This is a genomic window from Streptomyces sp. TRM70350, assembly GCF_019219825.1.
In the GTDB taxonomy this organism is placed as follows: Bacteria; Actinomycetota; Actinomycetes; order Streptomycetales; family Streptomycetaceae; genus Streptomyces.
The window spans coordinates 280,094-302,592 of the sequence record NZ_JAHUXH010000004.1 but is presented as its reverse complement, the minus strand read 5'-3'; the positions used below and the strand labels follow the sequence as shown (position 1 = coordinate 302,592).

Genomic DNA, 22,499 nt, shown 5'->3' with positions numbered 1-22,499 from the left:
GCGTTCCGCCGATTGACCCTCCGTCGACAGCGGATCTACGGTAGAAGACGCTTTCAGAAAATGTTTCCGACCACCTCTCGCCTTCAGGAGAGTCATGCCCAGCGCCCCGCTCCCCCGGGCCGTGTTCGCCATGGATCCGGTACATCTCCCGCTGCTCTTCCCCGAGGCCCTGGTGGCACGGCTGCAGCAGACGGCCGAGATCGACCCCACGTTCGTCGTTCGGGACTTCACCGCCCCTGCCGCCGCAGCGCGGCTGGCCCGCGCCGACGTACTGATCACCGGCTGGGGCTGCCCGCACCTCGACGAGGACACCCTCACCGCGGCCCCCGGTCTGCGCGCGGTCCTGCACGCCGCCGGCTCCGTCCGCTCGCTGGTCGGAGAGGCCCTGTGGAAGCGCGGCGTCACCGTCTCCAGCGCGGCCACCGGCAACGCGCTGCCGGTCGCGGAGTACACGCTCGCGATGATCCTGCTGGCCGGCAAGGACGCCTTCGCGCACCGCGAGCGCTTCCGCGCCACGCACGCCCACCCGGCCCCCACAGAGACCGCCGCGATCGGCAACCTCGGCCGCCGCGTCGGTGTCATCGGCGCCTCACGCGTGGGCCGCAGACTCCTCGAACTGCTGCACCCGTACGACTTCGAGGTCCTGCTCCACGACCCCTACGTGACCGCCGCGGAGGCCGCCGCGCTCGGCACCCGGTCCGTGTCCCTGGAGGAGCTGCTGAGCGGCAGCGACATCGTCAGCCTGCACGCCCCGGACATCCCCGAGACCCAGCACATGCTGGACCGCGAACGCCTCGCCCTCATCCGCGACGGCGGCGTCCTCATCAACACCTCCCGGGGCGCCCTCGTCGACCACGACGCCCTCACCGACGAGTTGGTCTCCGGCCGTCTCAGCGCGGTGCTCGACGTCACCGAACCCGAGCCGCTGCCCGCCGAGTCCCCCCTGTACAGGCTCCCCAACGTCTTCCTCACCCCGCACATCGCGGGCTCGCTCGGCAACGAACTGCAGCGCCTGGGCCGCATCGTCGTGGAGGAGTTGGAACGCCTGGCCGCGGGCCGACCCCTCGCCCACGAGGTGCGCCACGCGGACCTGCCCCGGGTCGCCTGACGGCCACCGCCGCAGCGCTGTCAACAGGCCTGCTGCCAGGAGAAACGATGGGATACGGTTTCCGTACCGGTGGCGAGCGCGCCCGCTCCGGTGTCCGGGCCACGACGGTGAAGGAGCCGCAACGGTGAGTCAGCGCAAGGCACCGGGCGACGCCGGCCGGGCGACGATCCGGGACGTGGCGGAACGCGCGGGTGTCTCCGTGGCGAGCGTGTCGCGCGTGCTGTCCGGCAACTACCCGGTCTCCGACGACCTGCGCCGCAGGGTGATGAAGGTCGTCCGGGACCTGGACTACGTCACCAACGCCCACGCCCGCTCCCTGGCCGGTGGCGGCACCCCGACCGTCGCGATCCTCATCAACAACATCACTGGCGCCGCCTTCGCCCACGTGGCCAAGGGCGTCGAGGGCGCGGCCACGCTGCGCGGCTGGCTCTCGCTGGTCGGCACGACGGGCGACGACCCGGAGCGGGAGCTGGCCCTGGTGAACCTCATGCGCCAACAGGGCGTCGCCGCCGTCGTCCTGCTCGGCGGCGCCTACGACTACGACGAGTACCAGCTGCGCATGGCCCGCTTCGCCCGCTCCCTGGACGCGGCCGGCTCCCACCTCGTCCTGGTCGGCCGACCGCCGCTGGAGGGCGACGTCCCGGCGACGACCGTCGACTACGACAACGAGTCCGGCGCGTACGCGATGGCCAGCCACCTGCTGTCCGCCGGTCACCGGGACATCCTGGTGCTGCCGGGTCACGCCGAACTGACCACGGCGCAGGGCCGGTTGAGGGGCGCCCGGCGCGCCTTCGAGGCGTACGGCGTGCCGTTCGCGCCGGGCATGGTGCGGCACGGCCCGTACGACTACGAGCACGGCTACGAGGCCGTGGAGACGGCCCTGCGCGAGAAGCTCGACTTCACCGCCGTGCTCGCCGGCACGGACGTGGTCGCCGCGGGCGCCATGCAGGCCCTGCGCGCGGCCGGGCTGCGCGTGCCGGAGGACGCGTCGATCGTCGGCTACGACGACATCCCGCTGGCGTCCCAGCTCACCCCTCAACTGACCACCGTGCACGTGCCGTACGAGGAGATGGGCCGGGTCGCCCTGCGCGCGGTGGCCGACCGGCGTGAGGGCGGTGCGGGGCGGCGCAAGGGGGCCGACGGGGAGCACCTGGTGCTGGGCACCCATGTCGTCGTACGCCAGTCGGTACGGCCGCCCCGTCGGCGGGGTTAGTCGCCGACGGCGAGGTTGGTCGCCAACGGCGGAGAATGTTTCCGTAAGCGTTTTCTACCAACTCTTCAAACAAAGTGCCGCACACCTCTTGCTAGAGGCGGGGAGAGCGGCCTACCTTCCCAGCAACCGGTTTCTATCACTTCTGCCTGGCCGCCCCGCCCACCGAGCCGACGGTGTTCACACCGCCGATGCCGGCCAGTACCGAGCCGCCGCGTCCCCCGTTGCCAGACGCCTGATTTCCGAAGGAACACGGTCCGATGAACTTCACCAGCCCCCGGAGAAGGTTCGCCCGCGCCGCAGTCGCGGGTATCGCGCTCACCGGCCTGCTCGCCGCCTGCGGCGGCTCCGACTCCGACTCCGGAGACTCCTCGGGTTCCGGCCCGGTGACCCTCCCCTTCTGGGGCTGGGCGAACGGCCAGGAGGAGGTCGTCAAGGCGTTCAACGCCTCGCACGAGGACGTCCAGCTCACGTACACGAAGGTCACCGACCAGCTGACCATGCAGAAGCAGCTGACCAACGCGGTCAAGGCGGGCAACGCCCCCTGCCTGGTGCAGAACACCGCCGAGTACGTGACGAGCTGGGTCGCGGAGGGCGCGCTCGCCGACATCACGCAGTACGTCGAGGGCGAGAAGGACAGGTTCAACGCCGGTTCATGGGCGAGCGCCCAGGTGCAGGGGAAGCTCTACGGCGTCCCGACCAGCTCCTCGCCCAACTTCACGATCTACCGTGCCGACATCTTCGAGAAGTACGGCATCGAGCCCCCGGCCACCTGGGACGCCTTCATCGCCGCGGGCAAGGAGCTGAAGAAGCACAACATCAAGATCACCAACTACGCCGGTGAGGATCCCAGCACCCTGGAGGTGCTCGCCATGCAGGCCGGCGCGCACTGGTACGCCGTCGACGGCGACTCCTGGAAGGTGGACTTCCAGGACGAGGGGACCCTCAAGGCCGCCGAGGTGATCCAGGAGGTCATCGACAACGACCTCAACTCCAAGCTGTCCTTCGCCGACTACGCCGCCGTGCAGCGCAACTACGACAAGGGCGGCACCGCGACCCGGCAGATCTCCACCTGGCAGATGGCCGGCATGGTGCAGAACTTCACCGAGTCCTTCGGCGACTGGGCCCTCGCCCCCTGGCCCACCTTCACCGGCGAGGCGCCCAAGACGCCCGCCGGCACCAACCTCACCGGCAGCGTGACCCTGGTGACCGAGCAGTGCGAGCACCAGGAGCAGGCCGCCGAGGCGGCGCTGTGGATGTCGACCGATCCGGGCGCGGTCAAGACGATGGCGAGCCCGGAGACCGGCAACGGCGTGATGCCGGCCCTCGCCGACAGCGACGCCTACGTCGCCGAGTCGATCTCCGAGAAGCTGCTCGGTGAGCACTACGAGCCCGCGCAGAAGGTCGTGACCGACAGCCTGGACACCGTCACCACGGACTGGACCTTCGGCCCCAACTGGACGGCCATGTTCACGGAGTTGCAGGCCGGCTGGGCCAAGGTCGTCAACAAGGAGCAGAAGGTCACGGACCTCCTGGCGCACATGCAGGAGTGGACCGTCAATGACCTGAAGTCCCGCGGTATCAGCGTCAAGGGCTAGGCACTCACCAATGATTCGCTCCCTGCGCTGGAAGGGTGCCGCCTTCACGGTGCCCTTCCAGCTCGGCTTCGTCTTCCTCTACCTGCTCCCGATCGGGTACGCCGTCCACCAGTCCCTGTACACCGAGCAGAGCTCGGGCCTCGGCCTCGGCGGCTCGACGGAGACGTTCTCCGGCCTCGACAACTACCAAAAGGGCCTGACCGACTCCGCGTTCATGGGTTCCGTCCTGCGCGTGGTGCTGTTCGCCTGTGTGCAGATCCCGGTGATGCTGCTGATCAGCCTCATCCTGGCGCTGTTCCTGGACGCGCTCACCGCTCGCGCGGCGGGCCGCTTCCGGATCCTGCTGCTGGTCCCGTACATGATCCCGGGTGTGGTCGCCGCGATCGTCTGGATCAACCTCTACAGCCCCGAGGTCGGCCCGCTGACCCCGCTGGGCGAGGCCTTCGGCTTCGACTGGAACTTCTTCGCCCCGTCCATGGTCTGGCCGTCCATCGGCAACCTGCTCACCTGGCACGGCATCGGCTACAACATGGTGATCATCTACGCCGCCCTGCAGGCGGTGCCCCGCGAGCTCTTCGAGGCCGCGCGCCTCGACGGCGCCTCCGAACGCCGGATCGCCCTCAGCATCAAGATCCCGTATGTGCGCGGCGCGCTCGTCCTGACGGGCATGCTCTCGATCATCCAGATGCTGCAGATCTTCAACGAGCCCGCCCTCTTCCGCAACGTCACACCGCAGACGGTGAACGACAGCTTCACCCCCATCATGATCATCTACAACCAGGCGTTCAACGCGGGCAACTACCACTACGCCGCGGCCCTGTCGGTACTCCTCGCGCTCATCCTCGGCGTCGCGTCCTTCCTCTTCTACCGGCTGACTTCGAGGGAGGCCGACTGATGGTGCTCACCGAGGACCGTACGAAGAATCCGCCCACGCGCACGGTGCGCCGCCTGGGCCGCCCCGACCGCGCTGCCCGTTCACGGGGCGGGCAGCGCTTCCTCCTCATCGGCCTGGTGCTGGCCAGCGTCTACAGCCTGTTCCCGGTGTGGTGGCTGATCGTCGCCGCCACGAAGGACCGCACGGGGCTGTACCAGAGCAACGGCCTGTGGTTCTCCGGCATGCACCTGTGGGACAACCTGCATCAGCTCTTCACGTACGACGACGGCATCTTCCTGCGCTGGACGGCCAACTCGCTGCTGTACGCGGGCGTCGGCTCCCTGGGCGGCACCCTCGTCGCCCTCGCCACCGGCTACGGCCTGGCCCGCTTCGACTTCCCGGGCCGCCAGCTGGTCTTCGCCTGCGTGGTGGGCTCGTTCCTGATCCCGATCGCCCTGCTGACGCTGCCCCTGTACCTGATGTTCTCGGAGATCGGCCTGGTCGACACCCCGTGGGCGATGCTGATCCCCTGCCTGATCAATCCGTTCAGCGTGTACCTGGCCAAGGTCTACACGGAGTCGACCATCCCGTTCGAGCTGCTGGAGGCGGCCCGCATCGACGGCGCGGGCGAGCTGCGCATCTTCTTCAGCATCGTGCTGCGCATGATGACGACCGGCGGCGCCACGGTGTTCCTGCTCGCCTTCGTCAACACCTGGAACGCCTTCTTCCTCCCCCTCACCGTCCTGCGCGGCGAGGAGAACTGGACCCTCAACCTGGGCCTGTACAACTGGTCCGGCAAACGCCTCGAATCCGGCGTCGACCTCACCAGCCTGGTCCTGACCGGCGCGCTGATGTCGATCATCCCGATGGCGATCATGATGATCGCGATGCGGCGCTACTGGCGGACCGGCGTCACGCTGGGGGCGCTGAAGTGACCCTGCTGCGCAACCCCGTCATCCGCGGCTTCGCCCCGGACCCGTCGCTGGTCCGGGTCGGCGACTGGTACTACGTGGCGACCAGTTCCTTCGAGTGGTTCCCCACGATCCCCCTCCACCGCTCCCGCGACCTGGCGCACTGGGAGTACGCGGGCCATGTGCGGGGCGCGGTCCCCGGCGACTCGCTGGCCGGGGTGCCCGACTCGGGCGGCGTGTGGGCGCCGTCCCTGAGCTGGGACGGGGAGCGGTTCTGGGTGACGTACTCCGTCGTGCGCTCGGTCGGCACGCCGTACTTCGACCTGGACACCTACGTCTCCACGGCCACGGACGTGGCCGGGAAGTGGACGGCCCCGCGCCGCGTGGCGAGCCACGGCTTCGATCCCGCGTTGTTCCACGAGGAGGGCAGGCTCTGGCTGCTGAACCTCCAGAACGACCCTCGCCCAGGGGGTAGGCGCTTCGCGGGCATCGTCATGACCGAGCTGGACCGGGAAACGCTGGTCCCGATCGGCGGCACGCACCTGCTCCTGCAGCACGACCGGCTCATCGAGGGCCCCAAGCTGCTGCGCCGCGACGGCTGGTACTACCTGGTCCTCGCGGAGGGCGGCACGGGATGGGAGCACGGGGTACGGGTGGCCCGCAGCCGTGCCCTGACCGGCCCGTACGAACTCGACGACCGGCCCCTGCTGACGACGCGGGACGACCCCGAGGTGCCGTTGCAGAAAGCCGGGCACGGGGAGCTGGTCGAAACAGCGGACGGGCAGTGGCTGCTCAGCCACCTGACAGCCCGCCCGCTGCGGACGCCGCACGGTCCGCGCTGCACGCTGGGCCGGGAGACGGCGATCCAGCGGGTGGTGTGGGACGCGGAGGGGTGGCCGAGACTGGCGCACGGCGGCCGGCATCCAGCGGTCGAGGTCGACGTACCGACGCGGCCCTGGGAGCCCGAACTCCCGTCCCTTTCTGCGCAATTGGACTGGCCGTGGAGCACCCTGCGCGAGTACCCGGACCCGTCCTGGGCCGACACCACCAGCCGCCCCGGCTGGATCCGGCTGCGCGGTCGGCACGGTCCCGAGTCCCGTTGGGGGCAGAGCCTGCTGGCCCAGCGGATCACCGAGCACCGCGCGGAGGCGGAGGTGACCGTGGACGCCCGGCCGCGCAGCTTCACGCAGGCCGCCGGTCTGGTCCTGCGCTACGACAGCGAGGCGTACCTCAGCCTCGATGTGACATGGGCGGAGCCGGAGGGCGAGCCGCAGCGCGGCCAGCAGTGGCGGGGCGGCGGCCGGACGGTGCTGAGCCTGGTCGAACGGGATGAAGAGGGCGCCCGGCAGGTGGCGGTGGTCGACGTGGCTGAGGCACCGGTCATGCTGGGTGTGACGATCGACGGCGCCGACGCCCGCTTCTGGTACCTACGGGACGGCGTCCGCGCACCGATCGGACCACCGCTGGACTTCAGCCGCCTGTCCGACGACTACGGAACCCGGCTCCGCTTCACCGGCGCCATGGCCGGGATCCACGCCCGGGATCTCGTCGACGCGTCCTTCACGGCGGACTTCCACGGCTTCCGACTGGTGAGCCGTGCCTGAGTCAAGCCCGCTTCCGGCTCCGGGATTTCGAAAGTTCGGCCAACCGCACTCCCGTGATGACCGGCGTCTTCACGTCCGCCTACGGCCCGCTTAGTGTAGGAAGCGCTTTCTATGGTGCTGGTCGCAACTTTCGATGGCCCTCGGGCGGGCCGGAGAGGTGGTTCCCGATGGTCCGTACGGGGAGTGCGGGTGCGCCGGCGGGGCCGACGCTGGCGGTGGTGGCCCGGGAGGCGGGGGTATCGGTGCCGACCGCGTCCAAGGTGGTCAACGGCCGCGAGGACGTGGCGCCCGAGACGCGCCGCCGGGTCACGGAGGCCCTGGACCGGCTCGGTTACGTGCGCAGACCGCGCTTCGACGCGGCGAAGGCGCCCCGCCTCGTCGACCTCGTGGTGCACTCGCTGGACAGCTCCTGGTCCGGTGCGGTGCTGCACGGCGTGGAGCAGGCGGCGCACGACGCGGGCCTGGACGTGGTCGTCTCGGCGGACCTCGCCCGCGGCCGCACCGGCAGCCCGGAGCGCGGCTGGCTGGACAAGCTCACCGCGCGCGGCTCGGCCGGGGTGCTGTTCACCCTCGCCGAGCTGACCGAGTCGCAGTACGCGTGGCTCGAACAGCACCGCGTCCCCTTCGTGATGATCGACCCGGTGCGCGAACCGCCGCCCGGCGTGGTCTCGGTGGGCGCGGCGAACTGGCAGGGCGGGGTGACGGCGACCGAGCACCTGTTGTCCCTCGGCCACGAACGCATCGCCGTCATCGCCGACCATCGGCGCACGATGTGCAGCAGCGCCAGGATCGCGGGCTACCGCTCGGCGCTCGCCTCGGCCGGGGTACGGCACCGCCCGGAGTACGTGCGGCATGCCGGGTTCGACGAGTCCGTCGCCCGCAGACATATGCGTGAACTCCTCGACCTGCCCGAGCCGCCGACGGCCGTCGTCGTCCGCTCCGACCGCGTGGCCCTGGGGGTGTACGACGCCGTGGCCGAGCGTGGCCTCAGAGTCCCGGACGACATCAGCGTGGTCGGTTTCGACGACCTGCCCGAGGCCCGCTGGGCCTCCCCTCCCCTGACCACGATCCGTCAGCCCATCTCGGAAATGGCGGCCACGGCCCTGCGCCTGCTGCTGCGCATGATGGACGGCGACCGCCCGGAGGGCACCCGCACGGAACTGTCGACCCGCCTGGTGGAACGGGCGAGCACGGCTCCGCCGCGCGGCTAGGGGCGGACGGCGGTGGCCGACGGGCCGTCAGTCGAGCCGCGCCGCCCACCGGACACCGCCCCGCAGATGGGCCCGGAAGTCGGGGTCCGCATAGGCCTCGGAGGCGTGGCCGAGCGCGGTGTAGAAGACACGCCCGGCACCCTTCTCCCGGCACCACACCAGCGGATGGTCGTCCCCCATGCCACCGCCCTCGTACGACGACTCGTCGGCGGACACGAGCACGCGCACCGAACCCCGCGGGTTGGAGCGGAAGTCGTACCACTCGTCGGTGAAGTCCCAGACGGCGGGCAGGTGCCGGGTGGCCGGGTGACCGCGGTCCTCGACGACCGCCTTGCCCGGCTGGTACGCGGGATGCCGGTCGAACCAGGCGCCCAGCAGTTCGCCGTAGTACGGCCACTCGTACTCGGTGCAGGCCGCGGCATGTACGCCGACGAAACCGCCGCCCGCCTCGACGTACGCGGCGAGCCGCTCCCGCCCGGGCGGGGTCAGCACCTCGCCGCTGGTGGAGAGGAAGACGACGGCGGCGTACCCGTCCAGGGGCGTCTCCAGGTCGGCGGGCTCCTCGGTGTGCTGGACGTCGAAGTCCCCGACGGCGCGGAGGGCGGCGACGGCGGCCGGGATGGAGTCGTGCCGGTAGGCGGTGGTGCGGGTGTAGACAAGGAGTCGGGGGAGCATGCCGCCAAGCGTAGGCGGCCCGGGGCAGCGGTCCCCCTACTCCCGAAGACCCGAAATCACGTGGATGGGGCGGACCGCCGGTGCCGGCGGCCCGCCCCATCTGTGTGGTGCCGTGCCCGAGTTCGTCGGGCCATCACGGTTTCTCGTGGGCAACGACGTGCGTGATCAGAGGGCCACAGGCGCCACCGCCGTTTTGTGAGGCGAACTCCAAAGTCGTCAGGAAGCGACTGGCGGTAAACGTGAGGGTTGCCCTCGTCCAGTCTCCGGCTGTGGTGGGTCGACCCGGATTGAACAGCTCCGTGGCGGAGCCGTTGAAGTCCGTCACGCCTGCGCTGTAGACCTGACTGTTGCTGGTGGAGCATCCGGACCACGTGTCGGGTGATTGGAGCCAGGAGACGGTCACTGTTGATCCGGGTGTGGTTTCCAGGGTTTGAATGACCGTCCCCGAGGTACCACCGTTGAGGCTGAGCGCCTGGGTGCCCGTCGGAGCCTTGGCGAAGCCGCGGCCATAGATGTCGACGTTGCCATGGGTGACCGACCAGCCCGGCATGGCAGGGCTGCCGACACCCACATTGTGGTAATGCGTGCCGTCCTGCTCGACGCCCGGCGTGTTGAAGTTCGGGTTCTCGACGTGCAGTCGTGTGTCGGCTTGGGCAGGGACGGCGGCAGCGATGAGGAGAGGCACGGACAGCGCGGACACGACAGCGGCTCGGATCGAACGGTTGGCCCTCATGGCGGTCACTCACTTTCGCTTGTGTCGACAGCAGTCTCGATGGATTCCAGCCGTGTTCTGAACTGAACTGGGCGATTACTCGTGACACTTGCGATGGGTGCATGCCCGAGGTCTGCTGCGAGACACCCGAAGGCACTCATGTGAGTGATGTAAAACGATAAGCCGCCATTTTGTCGCGCTGCAGCGGACGTTACGTGATGCGTATACGTGTCGCTTGATGCCCAGGCCACCACGGCCTTTTCCGTCCAGACGGGCATTCTCGGCAGACCGGGCAGCGCGCGGGCGCTGAGCTCGACGGCCCGCGCGGCCACCCTCCGAGTAGGCGGTTTTCTTCGTTCACATGACGTGAGTCACACCGCGTGGCCATCACGTGACCGTGAGCACCACGACCCGGTCACGACGATCACGACGGAACGCCTCGGCGATGAAGATGCTGGGCGCGCTGCTCGCCCTCTATCGCGAGGCCGCCGGATACACGCAGAAGTCACTGGGCGAGCAGTTCGGCGTCAGCGAGCAACAGATCGCGTCGATCGAGCAGGGCCGACGGCCGCTGAAGCCGGATCCCGCCGAGGGGATCGACGAATTCCTCGACACCAAGGGGGCGTTGTCGACTGCGTTGAGCAGGATGCCGGAGGTCGATCTCGTACCGATGTGGGCGGAGGAGTACCTGGATCGGGAGCGGGAGGCGATCGTGATCTCGTGGTACGAGAGTCTGCTGGTCCCTGGCTTGCTCCAGACGGAGGCGTACGCGCGGGCGGTCTTCCGCAACCGTGTGCCGGTCTACGACGAGGACGAGGGTCGAGCAGTTGGTTGCGGCGCGCATCGAGCGGCGCGAGGTCCTGGCGAAAGTACGCAGAACTGCCCGGGCTCACGCTGCAGATCCTGCCGTTGGGGCGCACCTCGCACGCCGGGCTGGAAGGCCCGTTCATCCTGCTGGAGACGCCTGAGCACCAGCGGCTCGCGTACAGCGAAACACAGCGCGGCAGCACCTTGATCGCCAACCCCGACGAGGTGGGGATCCTTACCCAGAAGTATGCGATGCTGCGGACACAGGCCCTCAACGCGGAGGACACGAGAGACCTGCTGGACCGTCTTCTGGGAGAGCAATGAGCGGCACCGCACTTGAATGGTTCAAGTCGAGCTACAGCAGTGGCGAAGGCGGCGCATGCATCGAGGTCGCCGTCCAGCCCACCACCATCCACATCCGCGACTCCAAAACCCCCACCGGCCCCCACCTCACCGTCACCCCCGCCACCTGGACCGCCTTCCTGAAGCTGCCCGGCAACTGACGGCGCCGTGACGTCAACCGCTCGCGCCCACCTCGTTGTTGGGCGCCCCGTCACCGGCCGGAGGCAGGTCGCCGCGTTCGACGGGCGTGGCGGCATCCTGGGCAGGTGGCAGGAGGGTGTCGAGTTCGTCGGCGGACGGAGTGTGGGCGGCGAGAGCCGCCTCGCGCAGCACGTCGCGGGAGACCGCGGCGCCGCTGACCCGCAGCACGTGGCCGTCCTTGGGTACGGCGTACTCGCGCTGCTCCCCGGTGCCACGGAACCAGGCGTCGCCGTCGCGCACGCACTCGGAGCAGTTGGCGGAGTTGACGGTGCCGCGGTCGACGGTGAGCTGGATCTGGGCGCCGGTCTGCTGTGACACGTACACGGCGGAGAAGCCGTCGCCGCCGTACACGCCGACGGACTGCTGGGCGAGGGTGAAGCCGTCGGCCTCCGTGACGTAGACGTGCTCGGGTGCGATGCCCAACGCCTGGGCGCGGGACCCGAGTTCGGCCGGGTCGGCGGCGTCGGCCTGCTCGGTGCCGCAGCCGGTGAGCAGGACGGGCATCAGCAGGGCCGCCAGCGGCAGCGCACGTACGGAACGCATCATGCGCCCATCCTGCCGCACAGGCGTTCCACAGTTGCATGCGGGTTGCGTAGCTTTGGTGACGATGAACACGATTCCGGCACACCTGGACCACCTCGCCCTCGCAACGCCCGATCTGGCGGCGACGGTCGCCGACTTCACCCGGCGTACCGGTGTGGAACCGGCGGTCGGCGGCACGCACGTCGGTCTCGGCACCCGCAATTACCTGGTCGGTCTGGGCGGAACCGGTTACCTGGAGATCATCGGTCCGGACCCGGACCAGGCCACGCCCGACGGGCCGCGTCCCTTCGGGGTCGACGAGTTGCCCGGACCGCGCACGTTCACCTGGGCGATCAGCCCTCCCGACCTCGACGCGGCGATCGCGGCCGCCCGTGCCCGTGGCTACGACCCCGGCCCGCCGCTCCCGATGAGCCGCCGCACCCCCGACGGCACGCTCCTGCAATGGCGCCTGACCGAGGGCGTGTCCGCCCACCCCTCCGGCCTGGTCCCCTTCCTCATCGACTGGGGCGCCTCACCCCATCCCACGGCGTCGAACCTTCCCACCACTCCCCTGCTGGCCTTCTCTGCCAGCACCCCCGACCCGGCCGAGCTCCGCCCCCTCCTGACCGCCCTGGACACGGATCTCACCCTCAACAAGGGCCCGGTGGGCCTGACGTTCACGGTGGACACACCGCGGGGGCCGGTGCGGTTCGGCTGAGAAGACGACCGGCACCGTAAGCCCGCCTCCTGCGAGACAGCGCTAGGCAGAGGCGACCAGGAACACGAACAGGAGGATGAACCCCACAGCGAGCGGGGCAAGTCCGACGCCGACATGTGCCCAGGCCACGGTCTCGATCAAGCTCAGGTGGGTGACGCGTAGCGCACCCAACGCCGCCATCACCGCGATGACCACATCCACCACGAGCGCGTACCCGGCGACCAACTGCGGCAGCGGCTGCCCTGTCCGTTCAAGGTCGTTCGAGAACGGAGCAAAGGTCAGAGCCAGACATCCGGCCAGGACGACGGCAATTCCGGCCGTCGAAGCCAGCAGGACGAGGAACGCGCTCGTGCTGGTGCTGGGGGTTGGCGCCGCCCCCCGCATCTCGATAAGCCAGCCCGCCCCGCCCATGAACGCGACGAACAACCCCCACGCTGCGATGTCACCGGCGATCCTGCAGGCCGTATCGAGGATGCCGACGTCGTGTTTGCGGTGCGCCCTGAACAGCGCGACGCTCACCAGCAGTGCGGCGGCCGCGACGACGCAACCACCGATCAACAGCCACCACGCATATCTCGCATGGGCCCCATCGGGTGCCGCCTGCCAGAACGCCGACGTGAGGGCCATCGCGTTGTGGGCCACGCCCCAAGACTACTGTCAGGGGCATGCTGAAGGCATATCTCCAACCGGACCGTCATGTCGCTGCCGGTTCGGGGCTCCGGGGCTCAGCAAGGCCCGGGTCGCCTGGCTGCTCGAACCACCCATGCTTGATCACGTCCTTGCGCTACGCATCGTCCCGTTCTTGCCGTGTCTCCGGCCAGCGCAGCTTAAGGGGTCCTGGTCGTCCAGCGCTGCGGCAGCTAGCAGGTCGGCCCAGGCGACCAAACAACATAACAACGAAGCTTCTGCCGCCTTCGAGGCTGCAGGAGCTTCGAAGACACAGATCGGCACGCTTCGGCACTCGCTGAGAAGGCCAACGCCGACCAGCCTTCCTCCCCCCGGACGCATCGGCGACATCACCGCCACAGCCCTCGCCCCGCTCCACCACGAGAAGGGCCGTGCCATCTGAACAATTCAGGCAGCGCCACCACGCGCTGCGGTCAACGCCCAATGCCGGTGCGCTCGGCCGAAACACTCACCGTCCCATCCGCTCCGCCGCCACCCGGCTTGCGCGCCACAAACACGAACTCCCGCCCGGGCCGGTCAGGAGCATCGCGAACGTCGTCCACCGTGAAGCCCGCGTCAAGAAGATCCGCCTCCACCTCCTCGCGGGAGCGGAACCGCAGGGTGGAGTCCGAGATCAGGCGTGCGCCGTCCGTGGCGAACACGAAGGTCCAGCGGAAGGTCACCAACGGCCCGTCGACGTCGGTCACTTCGACCCAGTTCTCGACCGCGCCAACGCCGGGGAACGTCCGTGACGCGGTGGGAGGCGTCCCGGTTCCACTCCTCCCAGGCGCGGCGGGCCGGGTCGCGGGTTTCGAGGACGAGGTGTCCGCCCTGTCGTAGGGAGGCATGGGATGCCCGCAGGGTGATCCGCCATGTCTCCGGGCCGACGATGGCCTGGGCGACGTTGCCGGTCATCGTCGCAAGGTCCGCCTGGAGGGGCGGAAGCGCGGTCGCGTCGCCGTGGATGAAGCGGACGCGGTCGGCGCCCGGTTTCGCGCGGGCGACGTCCAGGGAGGCCTGCGCGGGATCGACGCCGACGACGTCGATGCCGCGATCGGCCAGCAGCAGCGCGAAGACGCCCGTTCCGCAACCGATGTCCAGCACCCGGCGTGCGGCGAACTCCCGGGCGATGCCGAGGTAGGCGTCGAGGTCGCCGCGGTCGGAGTCGAGCACGTCGTAGATCGCGGCCAGTCGCGGGTGCCCGAAGATCGCGTCAACCATGCGGGCGACGGTAGAGAGCCGGGCCGGACCGGGCAAGCTGATTACCCGGCGTCCGGTCACTTCCCGTGGTGTCCGATTCGTTCAAGACGGGCGTCCCGCCCGTTCGTACCGTGGCCCCATGACTCCACGATTCGATGCCATCGGCCTGGTGGTCTCCGACATGGCCGCCGCTGTCGTCTTCTACCGTCGTCTCGGGTTCGCGTTCCCCGAGGGGGTGGAGGAGCAGCCGCACGCCGAGGCAGAACTGCCCGGCGGGGTACGGCTGTTGCTGGACACTGAGGAGAGCGTGCGGTCCTTCCATCCCGGGTGGCAGCCGCCCGTCGGGAGCGGCCGGGCCGCGCTCGCGCTGCTGTGCGACACGCCCGGCCAGGTCGACGCGGTGTACGAGGAGATGGTGGCCGCCGGGTATCACGGCGAGCTCAAGCCGTGGGACGCCGTCTGGGGGCAGCGGTACGCCACCCTGCACGACCCGGACGGGAACGGGGTCGACCTGTTCGCGCCGCTGCCTTCAGCGTCGTAGCAGCTCCCCCAACGTCGTGCCCGCCAACTCCTTGGTGTCCCGGCAAAGGTGGGCCTGATCCGCGTACCCGGCGCGCACCGCCGTCTCCGCGAACGGCATCCCGCTCCGCGCCAACGCGAGGGCCCGCTGCCAGCGCAGCACGCGCGCCAGCGTCTTCGGGCCGTAGCCGAAGGCCATCAACGCGCGGCGATGCAACCGGCGGGTACCGAGGCCGAGTTCGTCGGCCGTCGAGGCGACCGTCCGGCCCGCGTCCAGGGCCAGTACCATCCGCCGCAGCAGCGGGTCCGGCGGGTCGGCGTCGGCCGCCAGGCCCAGGGCCACCTCCTCCAGGCCGCTCGCCGGATCCGCGGCCGCGTTCACGCGTGCCGTCAGGCGGCGTACCCGCTCCGTCGGCCACAGGTCGGTCAGGGCGACGCGCCGGTCGCGTACCTCGTGCGCCGGTACGCCGAGCAGCGTCGGCGCCGTCCCCGGGTGGAAGCGGACGCCCGCCCACGCACCGGCCCCGTCCGCACTCACGTACGCGCGCGTGTCCGGGCCGGCCACCAGCAGCCGGTCCTCGTTCCACAGCAGGTCCATGCAGCCGTCGGGCAGCACCCGCCCCGCACCGGGCCCGGTCGGCGTGTTCGTCCACACCACCGCGCCGGTCAGCCGGGACGCCCGCTCCGCGTACACGTACGCCAGGCTACGTCGTGCAGGCCGCGAAGAGCGAGGTCGGCCTGGACCACTGCCAAGTCCGCTCGTGACGGGGGTGATCGTCCGCCCGTAGCCGAGACCGCGGACGAGCAGCGGCACCTGCCAGTACGGAGCGGCCCGGACCGCGTCGGGGGCGGCTCGCAGAAGGCGACCACTCTCAGGGTGACGCTCCGTAGCAGGAGACCAGCGCGGCGGCGCGGTTGCGCAGGGAGGTGCGCAACCACTGCGGGGCCAGGGCTTCCACGTCCGTGGTGAGCTGCCACAGCGCCCATTCGGCGTGTCGTGAATCCTGGAAGGTCACCTCCAGCCGCAGCCAGCCGTCTGCGCCGGGATCCTCGGCGCGGACGGCCAGTGCGGTGCTCACCAGGTCCTCGCGCCGTGCCGGGTTCACCCGTACCAGCACGGTGACTTGGTCGCCGTCGGACAGAAACCGCGCGCAGCGTTCCCGCCAGATCCGGTCCAGATCGACCCGGTTCGGTCGCTGTGCCGGTTCGGGGAGTTCCTCGGCGGCCAGCACCCGTGACAGCCGGTAGGTGCGGTCCGCGCCAGATCGTGTGGCCAGCAAGTATCCCCGGTCGCGTACGGTGACCAGGCCGATCGGGGCCACGGTGCGCCACTGTGGCGTCTGGTCCGCGGCCGCGTAGTGGATGCGCACCTTGTGGCCGGCGAGCACCGCGCGCCGGATCTCGATCATCGTGGTGTCGGGCAACTCCTCGGTGACCAAGCGGTGTGAGAGCAGGTCGGTCTCCGGGTCGATGAGCAATCGCCGGGCGGCGTCGCTCGCGGCGGCCCGATGGCTTTCGGGCAGCGCGTCAACCACCTTGCGCATGGCCGAAGCGAGCGCCGAGCCGAGGCCGAACACCTGCTCGCCGCGCCCCGATCCGGCGACCAGCAGGGCAAGGGCCTCGTCGTGGTTCAGTCCGCTGAGATCGGTCTGGAAATCGGGCAACAACGCGAAACCGCCGTGCCGGCCGCGTTCGGCGTAGACCGGGACGCCGGCCGCGGACAGCGCCTCGATGTCGCGCAGCACGGTGCGGGTGGACACCTCCAGCTCGCGGGCCAGCGTGGCCGCGGTCAGCCGACCGCGCTGACGCAGCAGCAGCACCAACGAGATCAGCCGGTCGGCACGCATGCGAGAACGCTAGCGGAATACATGACCAAGGATGTCGTGATTCGCGGGGAGGCTTACCAACTGACGCCAAAGGCGGTGGCTACCGAGCCTTTGGACGTACGTACTGCCGAGGAAGCGAATGGAGCTGATGTGGCGATGGAGCGATCGACGGTCAACCCGTGGACGTGGTCGGTGGAGCTGGGTTACAGCCAGGGTGAGGTCGTCTCCGGGCACACCCGGACCCTGTACTGCTCCGGGCAGACGGCGATGAGTGGCGACGGCAAGCCCCAGCATGCCGGTGACATGGCGGCGCAGTTGGCGCTGACCATCGACAACCTGGAGGCCGTGCTCGGCGAGGCCGACATGTCCCTCGCGAACCTGGTCCGGCTCAACGTCTACACCACCGACGTCGATCGGCTCTTCGAGCACTACGGCGTGCTGGCGTCGCGGTTGGGCGCCGCCGGTGTGTCACCGACCACCACGATGCTCGGGGTGACACGCCTGGCGGTCCCCGACCTGATGGTCGAGCTGGAAGGGACCGCGGTCGCGTGAGGTGACCTCGCCGCCTCCGGCAGGGCTGCCGGGCATCCGGCCGGAGAGTCCAGTCGTACGGGCAGCCGGGTGGCGCGGGCCGCGCAGGCGGCCGGACTGACGGTGCGGGCGGCCTCGCGCGCCCAGGGCTTCGACTGGACGGACCGCTCGACCTGGGCGCGGACGTTGCAGGGCGCCGACGACGCGCATCACCCCCGGGGCGTCGGCTCGCCGCAGGACCGTACGCCGAGGGAGACCGCCTGGTGGTGCCGCTGTCGGCGCGCGGCGAGGTGCAGGCGCGGCCGACCGAGGAGGCGCTGCGGGAGTCGGAGGGGCTGCGGCTGGGCGGGGAGCTGGTCTTCGCCGGCGGTGAGGTGAAGGAGCCGTTCGTCGATCTGCGGGATGTGGCGGATGTGGTGGTGGCCGTGCTGACGGCGGGTGACGGTACGTCGGGCAGGGCGTCGACGTGTCGGGGCCGCGGCTGCTGACCTTCGGGGAGGCGGTGGCGGAGATCGCGAAGGAGAGAGGCGGGTGCTGACGTACCGGCCGGTGCAGGCGGTGGAGTACGGGGCGCGGCCGGCCGCTTTCGGGGAGCCGCCCGAGGTGGTCGATCTGCTCGTGGAAGTGTGCCGCGGCGGCGGGGGCCTGGACGCCCTGACCGGACCCGCCTGCCTCACTTGTCTCCCGACGGCTCCTCCCCGCCCCCCTTCTGTGCGTTCTGCGAGCTCTTCACCTGGGTGCGCAGCCGTGCCGTCACGTCCTCCGGGGGCAGGAAGCGGGACCAGCGCTCGGGGAACTCGGACGGCATGTCGGGGTCGTCGGGGTCGGTCTCGCGGGCCGCGGCGGCCCGGGCGACGTACTCGGCGACCTGCGCCTCGCGCATCCGTTCGTTGGCGGCGCGGGCGGCGGCCGTCGCGGCGGCCGGCCAGACGCGGTCGATCGCCGCGTTGACGGCGGCGCCGACCAGCACGGCGAAGGCGGACACGCCGATCCACAGCAGTACGGCGACGGCGGCGGCCAGGGAGCCGTAGATCGTCGCGCCCTCGATGGTGTTCTGCAGGTAGATGCGGAGCAAAAAGCTGCCCAGCACCCACATGCCGAGGGCCACCAGGGCGCCGAGCACGTCCTCCACCCACGGGGAGCGGACCGGGACGGACACGTGGTAGAGCGTGGTCAGGAAGACGATCGACAGGACGATCACCACGGGCCAGTACAGGACCTGCACCACCGTCGTCGACCACGGCACGATCCGCACCACCGCGTCCGGGCCCGCCACCATCAGCGGCAGCGCCACCGAGCCGATCAGCAGGGCCGCGATGAACAGCAGGAACGCCACCAGCCGGGTCTTGACGATGCCGCGGACGCCGTCGAGGCCGTACATCACGGTGATCGTGTCTATGAAGACGTTCACCGCCCGGGATCCCGACCACAGCGCGAACAGGAAACCGATGGAGATGACGTCCGGTCGCCCGCCCTGCATCACGTCGTCCAGGATCGGCCGCGCGATCTGGTTGACGCCCTGGTCGGACAGGACCGTGCGGGAGGCCTCCAGGAGGTTGGTCTCCAGGCTGGAGATGGTGTCGGTGCCGGTCCAGTCGTCGACGTAGCCGAGCAGGCCGATCAGGCTGAGCAGCAGTGGCGGCACCGACAGCAACGTGAAGAACGCGGCTTCGGCGGCGAGCCCGAGGATGCGGTACTCGATGCAGGAGTTGACGGTGTCCTTGAGCAGCAGCCAGGCGGTCCTGCGCTTGGAGACGTTCCGGTACAGGGCCCGCGCTCGGTGGAGGCGACCGGAGGGTCGTTCGGGGGTGTCACTTGCTGGCTGCACGACTCAAAGGTATCCGCCGCACCGGGCACGGTTCATCCTGGTGGGACGCCGGGCACGGTGCCCGGGTCCGCGGGGTGACCACCCCCGTACCACGGGGTAGGTTCCGAGACATGGCACGCAGCACCCACACCGTGACCAACCAGGTCCCGCCGCTCGTCGGATACGACGTCTTCGGCGCCGACCGCGCCCTCGTGGCGGCCGTCGAGCGGCACGTCGCCCCGGACCTGCTCGACTGGGTCCTGGACGAGCTGTCGGGGCTCGGCCGCACCGCCGGGTCGGCTCAGGTGCAGGAGTGGGGGGTGCTGGCCAACGAGAACCCGCCCCGGCTGCACACCCACGACCGGTACGGCCACCGCGTCGACGAGGTGGAGTTCCATCCGGCCTGGCACCGGCTGCTCGGCAAGGGCGTTGCCGCCGGGCTGACCGCGGCCTGGACGCGGCCCGCGGGGCATGTGCGGCGGGCGGCCGGGTTCCTGATGTGGACGCAGGCCGAGGCCGGCAACGGCTGCCCGTTGTCCATGACCCACGCCGCGGTGCCCGCCCTGCGCACGGACCCGGACCTCGCCGCGGAGTGGGAGCCGCGGCTGACGTCCGTGATCTACGACCGTGATCTGCGGCCCGCCGAGCAGAAGGCGGGGGTGCTGTTCGGGATGGGCATGACGGAGAAACAGGGGGGCAGCGATGTCCGCGCCAACACCACCGTCGCCCGGCCGCTGGCTCAGGACGGGACGTATGAGCTGACGGGGCACAAGTGGTTCTGCTCGGCACCGATGTCGGACGGTTTCCTGGTGCTGGCCCAGGCACCGGGCGGGCTGACCTGCTTCCTGGTGCCGCGGGTGCTCGCGGACGGCAGCAGAAACGTGTTCCTGCTGCAGCGGCTGAAGGAGAAGCTGGGAAACCGTTCCAACGCCTCCAGCGAGGTCGAGTTCGACGGCACCTGGGCCCGCCGGGTCGGCGAGGAGGGGCGCGGGGTGCGGACCATCATCGGGATGGTCGCCGCCACCCGGCTCGACTGTGTGCTCGGCTCGGCGGGGCTGATGCGGCAGGCCGTCGCGCAGGCGGTCCACCACTGCGCCTACCGGGAGGCGTTCGGCGGGCGTTTGATCGACAAGCCGTTGATGCGCAACGTGCTGGCCGATCTCGCAATCGAGTCGGAGGCGGCGACCACGCTCGGGCTGCGCCTGGCCGCCGCCTACGACGACGGCAGCGAACAGGAGCGGGCTCTTCTGCGGCTGGCGGTGCCCGCCGCCAAGTACTGGGTGACCAAACGCTGTACGCCGGTGACGGTGGAGGCGGCCGAGTGCCTGGGCGGGAACGGCTACGTGGAGGAGTCGGGGCTGCCCCGGCTGGTGCGCGAGTCGCCGCTGAACTCGATCTGGGAGGGCGCGGGCAACGTTCAGGCGCTGGACGTGCTGCGCGCGCTGCAACGGGAGCCGGAGGCCCTGAACGCCTATCTCCAGGAGGTCGGCCGAGCGCGCGGCGCCGACCACCGGCTGGACGCCGCGATCAAGAACCTGCTGACCGAACTGGCCGATCTGGAGGGCATCGAGGCCCGCGCCCGGCGCCTGGTCGAGCGGCTCGCGCTGGTGCTGCAGGGTGCGCTGCTCGTCCGGTACGCGCCCCCGGAGGTCGCCGACGCGTTCTGCGGCTCACGGCTGGGCGGCGACTGGGGAACCGCTTTCGGAACGCTGCCGCACACGCTGGACCTGGCGTCGATCGTGGAGCGGGCGCGGCCGGTCTCCTGACCCGGGGGCGCGGCGGCTGCGGGGCGCTGACGCGCGTACGTCACCTTGAGTCCGTATGGTTCCCCCTCCCGGAAAACCGCACGCCGACAGGGGTGGTGCTGCGCCGACACGGCACCACCCCTGCCCTTGCCGGCCCGTTCAGGCCATGCGCGCCGCACGGGCGACGTCGCTCAAGTTTCAATCAGCGTAGGGCGGTTCACCAGGGTTGCAGGGGGTTGCAACTTTCCGGTGTCTGTGACCGGACTGGACCCCTCCGTCATCGGCGGGCGGCAGTATGGGACGCACCATCAGGACGCGACCGGAAAACGACGCCGCCAGAGCTTGACAGCCGGTCGCACGTCAGTGTGAACCCGGGGGAGGACCTCAGTGCCGCGGTCGCCGATGAATGTGACGGACCTGGCCGCCGTCGACGCGCCACGGGCCGCGCGGATGCTCAGCGCGGTACGCGACGCCGCTCTCTCCGGCAAGCGCCCCCACCTCGCGCCCCGCCCGGTCATCGAGGAGTCGTGGGGACGCATGCTGCGCAGCGGGGTGGACCCGGACCACGACTTCAGGACCGGCCTGCTGACGCGGGAGGAGATCCTGCGGCGGCGCGAGCACTCGCCGCTGCGGCATGTGCTGCCGGTGCTCAGGGAAGGCCTGGTCTCGGTCGCGGACACCGCCCGGCACATCATGGTGATCGCCGACGCGGACGGCCGGGTGCTGTGGCGCGAGGGCAGTTCCGCGGTGCTGCGCAAGGCGGACGGGCTGGGCTTCCTGCTCGGCGCGGACTGGCGGGAGAACATCGTCGGCACCAACGGTGTGGGCACCCCGGCGGTGGTACGGCGGCCCGTGCAGGTGTTCGCCGCGGAGCACTTCGTCCGCTCGCACGCCTCGTGGACCTGCGCCGGCGCCCCCATCACGGATCCGCGCGACGGGCGGCTGATCGGCGTGGTGGACGTGAGCGGGCCGCTGGAGACGATGCATCCCGCCACCCTCGCCTGGGTCGACTCGGTGGCCAAGCTCGCCGAGGCCCGGCTGCGGGAGTTGCATCTGACCGCGCTGGAGCGGCTGCGCGCGGTGGCCGCTCCGGTGCTGGCCCGGCTCACCGGCCGCGCGCTGGTGGTGGACCGGGAGGGCTGGACGGCGGCCGTGACGGGGATGCCGTACACGAACCGGATCGCGCTGCCCAAGGCGCTGTCGCCGGGCCGCCGTTGGCTGCCCGTGCTGGGCCTGTGCGTGGTGGAACCGCTGGCCGGGGGCTGGCTGGTGCGGCCCGCCGACGAGCCGCTGCCGTCCGGCGCCACCCGGATCGTGCTGGATCTGGCGCAGCCGCGCCGCTGGTCGGTGACGGTGTCGGGCGGCGCGGGGGCCTGGACCCATGAACTGAGTCCGCGGCACAGCGAGTTGCTGTTCCTGCTGGCCCAGCACCGGACCGGCCGCACCGCCGCGCAGCTCGCCGCGGACGTGTTCGGCGACCCGCGGCGGACGGTGACGGTGCGGGCCGAGATGTCGCGGGTACGGCGGTACCTGGGGAGCTTTCTGGAGCATCGGCCGTATCGTTTCCGCGATGGCGCCGAGATCGAAGTGGTCCTCCCGCCCGAGCCGTCCGACCTGCTGCCGCACTCCAGCGCACCGGCGGTGATCAAGGCGCGGGCGGCCTCGATGGTGCCGTGAGAGCCGGACAGGAGCGGTTCGCGGGAACAGCATAT

21 protein-coding genes and 2 pseudogenes are annotated in these 22,499 nt (G+C 70.5%); 15 read left to right on the top strand and 8 right to left on the bottom strand.

Features of this window, described 5'->3' with window-relative positions; all coding sequences use genetic code 11:
* Positions 1 to 94 precede the first annotated feature (94 nt).
* The 7 genes from KWI83_RS09345 to KWI83_RS09315 all read left to right on the top strand — a co-directional run bounded on the left by KWI83_RS09345 (position 95) and on the right by KWI83_RS09315 (position 8,516).
* On the top strand, positions 95 to 1,108 hold the full coding sequence (locus KWI83_RS09345) for a hydroxyacid dehydrogenase (protein WP_218513826.1): 1,014 nt from the start codon (positions 95 to 97) through the stop codon (positions 1,106 to 1,108).
* A gap of 124 nt (positions 1,109 to 1,232) precedes the next feature.
* Entirely contained in the window at positions 1,233 to 2,321 is a 1,089-nt protein-coding gene (locus KWI83_RS09340) for a LacI family DNA-binding transcriptional regulator (RefSeq protein ID WP_218513825.1), read from the top strand.
* Positions 2,322 to 2,578: 257 nt separating this feature from the next.
* Positions 2,579 to 3,916 carry an ABC transporter substrate-binding protein gene (locus tag KWI83_RS09335; RefSeq protein WP_218513824.1) on the top strand — a complete coding sequence of 446 codons (1,338 nt, stop codon included), beginning with the start codon at positions 2,579 to 2,581 and terminating at the stop codon, positions 3,914 to 3,916.
* Between the two features lie 10 nt (positions 3,917 to 3,926).
* Positions 3,927 to 4,811: a carbohydrate ABC transporter permease gene (locus KWI83_RS09330; RefSeq protein ID WP_218513823.1), complete on the top strand. Its 885-nt coding sequence runs from the start codon at positions 3,927 to 3,929 to the stop codon at positions 4,809 to 4,811.
* A complete protein-coding gene (locus tag KWI83_RS09325) occupies positions 4,811 to 5,725 on the top strand; it encodes a carbohydrate ABC transporter permease (RefSeq protein WP_218513822.1) in 915 nt (304 codons plus the stop codon). The genes KWI83_RS09330 and KWI83_RS09325 overlap by 1 nt, the downstream gene beginning before the upstream one ends.
* Positions 5,722 to 7,305, top strand: coding sequence for a family 43 glycosylhydrolase (locus KWI83_RS09320; RefSeq protein WP_218513821.1), 1,584 nt, complete (start codon positions 5,722 to 5,724; stop codon positions 7,303 to 7,305). Before KWI83_RS09325 ends, KWI83_RS09320 begins: the two co-directional genes overlap by 4 nt.
* 167 nt (positions 7,306 to 7,472) lie before the next feature.
* Positions 7,473 to 8,516, top strand: a complete 1,044-nt coding sequence (locus tag KWI83_RS09315) for a LacI family DNA-binding transcriptional regulator (RefSeq protein WP_218513820.1) — start codon at positions 7,473 to 7,475, stop codon at positions 8,514 to 8,516.
* 27 nt (positions 8,517 to 8,543) lie between these two features.
* Here KWI83_RS09315 and KWI83_RS09310 read toward each other — a convergent pair whose 3' ends face one another.
* Together KWI83_RS09310 and KWI83_RS09305 are read right to left on the bottom strand one after the other, a co-directional pair.
* Positions 8,544 to 9,191 carry a ThuA domain-containing protein gene (locus KWI83_RS09310; protein ID WP_218513819.1) on the bottom strand — a complete coding sequence of 216 codons (648 nt, stop codon included), beginning with the start codon at positions 9,189 to 9,191 and terminating at the stop codon, positions 8,544 to 8,546.
* Positions 9,192 to 9,324: 133 nt separating this feature from the next.
* Complete coding sequence (locus KWI83_RS09305; protein WP_218513818.1) at positions 9,325 to 9,924, bottom strand: DUF642 domain-containing protein; 600 nt, start codon at positions 9,922 to 9,924, stop codon at positions 9,325 to 9,327.
* 487 nt (positions 9,925 to 10,411) lie between these two features.
* On the opposite strand from KWI83_RS09305, the pseudogene KWI83_RS09300 reads away from it, so the two are divergent.
* Positions 10,412 to 11,034: pseudogene (locus KWI83_RS09300) on the top strand (DUF5753 domain-containing protein).
* Positions 11,031 to 11,213 (top strand): DUF397 domain-containing protein, encoded by a 183-nt coding sequence (locus KWI83_RS09295; RefSeq protein ID WP_218513817.1) that lies wholly within the window; start codon positions 11,031 to 11,033, stop codon positions 11,211 to 11,213. The pseudogene KWI83_RS09300 and the gene KWI83_RS09295 overlap by 4 nt, the downstream one beginning before the upstream one ends.
* A gap of 13 nt (positions 11,214 to 11,226) precedes the next feature.
* On the opposite strand, the gene KWI83_RS09290 is transcribed toward KWI83_RS09295, so the two are convergent.
* Positions 11,227 to 11,799, bottom strand: coding sequence for a hypothetical protein (locus KWI83_RS09290; RefSeq protein ID WP_218513816.1), 573 nt, complete (start codon positions 11,797 to 11,799; stop codon positions 11,227 to 11,229).
* 61 nt (positions 11,800 to 11,860) lie between these two features.
* Here KWI83_RS09290 and KWI83_RS09285 point away from each other — a divergent pair, with 61 nt between their 5' ends.
* Entirely contained in the window at positions 11,861 to 12,493 is a 633-nt protein-coding gene (locus KWI83_RS09285; protein WP_218513815.1) for a VOC family protein, read from the top strand.
* Between the two features lie 42 nt (positions 12,494 to 12,535).
* Here the strand turns inward: KWI83_RS09285 and KWI83_RS09280 are convergent, their stop codons facing one another.
* Both KWI83_RS09280 and KWI83_RS09275 read right to left on the bottom strand, forming a co-directional pair.
* Positions 12,536 to 13,135: a hypothetical protein gene (locus KWI83_RS09280; RefSeq protein WP_218513814.1), complete on the bottom strand. Its 600-nt coding sequence runs from the start codon at positions 13,133 to 13,135 to the stop codon at positions 12,536 to 12,538.
* A 458-nt stretch (positions 13,136 to 13,593) separates the two neighbouring features.
* Positions 13,594 to 14,380: pseudogene (locus KWI83_RS09275) on the bottom strand (class I SAM-dependent methyltransferase).
* A gap of 118 nt (positions 14,381 to 14,498) precedes the next feature.
* Between KWI83_RS09275 and KWI83_RS09270 the strand changes: the two are divergent.
* On the top strand, positions 14,499 to 14,900 hold the full coding sequence (locus tag KWI83_RS09270; protein ID WP_218513813.1) for a VOC family protein: 402 nt from the start codon (positions 14,499 to 14,501) through the stop codon (positions 14,898 to 14,900).
* Here the strand turns inward: KWI83_RS09270 and KWI83_RS09265 are convergent.
* Positions 14,889 to 15,572 carry a helix-turn-helix domain-containing protein gene (locus KWI83_RS09265; RefSeq protein ID WP_218513812.1) on the bottom strand — a complete coding sequence of 228 codons (684 nt, stop codon included), beginning with the start codon at positions 15,570 to 15,572 and terminating at the stop codon, positions 14,889 to 14,891. The two genes, KWI83_RS09270 and KWI83_RS09265, sit on opposite strands and share 12 nt — an antisense overlap.
* 178 nt (positions 15,573 to 15,750) lie before the next feature.
* Complete coding sequence (locus KWI83_RS09260) at positions 15,751 to 16,725, bottom strand: YafY family protein (RefSeq protein ID WP_218513811.1); 975 nt, start codon at positions 16,723 to 16,725, stop codon at positions 15,751 to 15,753.
* A 135-nt stretch (positions 16,726 to 16,860) separates the two neighbouring features.
* Between KWI83_RS09260 and KWI83_RS09255 the strand changes: the two genes are divergently transcribed.
* Together KWI83_RS09255 and KWI83_RS39895 are read left to right on the top strand one after the other, a co-directional pair.
* Positions 16,861 to 17,256: a RidA family protein gene (locus tag KWI83_RS09255; RefSeq protein ID WP_218513810.1), complete on the top strand. Its 396-nt coding sequence runs from the start codon at positions 16,861 to 16,863 to the stop codon at positions 17,254 to 17,256.
* 242 nt (positions 17,257 to 17,498) lie between these two features.
* Entirely contained in the window at positions 17,499 to 17,723 is a 225-nt protein-coding gene (locus tag KWI83_RS39895; protein ID WP_218513809.1) for a hypothetical protein, read from the top strand.
* Between the two features lie 185 nt (positions 17,724 to 17,908).
* Here KWI83_RS39895 and KWI83_RS09245 read toward each other — a convergent pair whose 3' ends face one another.
* Complete coding sequence (locus tag KWI83_RS09245) at positions 17,909 to 19,063, bottom strand: YihY/virulence factor BrkB family protein (RefSeq protein ID WP_218513808.1); 1,155 nt, start codon at positions 19,061 to 19,063, stop codon at positions 17,909 to 17,911.
* A 110-nt stretch (positions 19,064 to 19,173) separates the two neighbouring features.
* Here KWI83_RS09245 and KWI83_RS09240 point away from each other — a divergent pair, with 110 nt between their 5' ends.
* Positions 19,174 to 20,808, top strand: a complete 1,635-nt coding sequence (locus KWI83_RS09240; protein ID WP_218513807.1) for an acyl-CoA dehydrogenase family protein — start codon at positions 19,174 to 19,176, stop codon at positions 20,806 to 20,808.
* A gap of 366 nt (positions 20,809 to 21,174) precedes the next feature.
* Positions 21,175 to 22,464 (top strand): GAF domain-containing protein, encoded by a 1,290-nt coding sequence (locus KWI83_RS09235; protein WP_218513806.1) that lies wholly within the window; start codon positions 21,175 to 21,177, stop codon positions 22,462 to 22,464.
* The last annotated feature ends 35 nt before the right edge of the window (positions 22,465 to 22,499 follow it).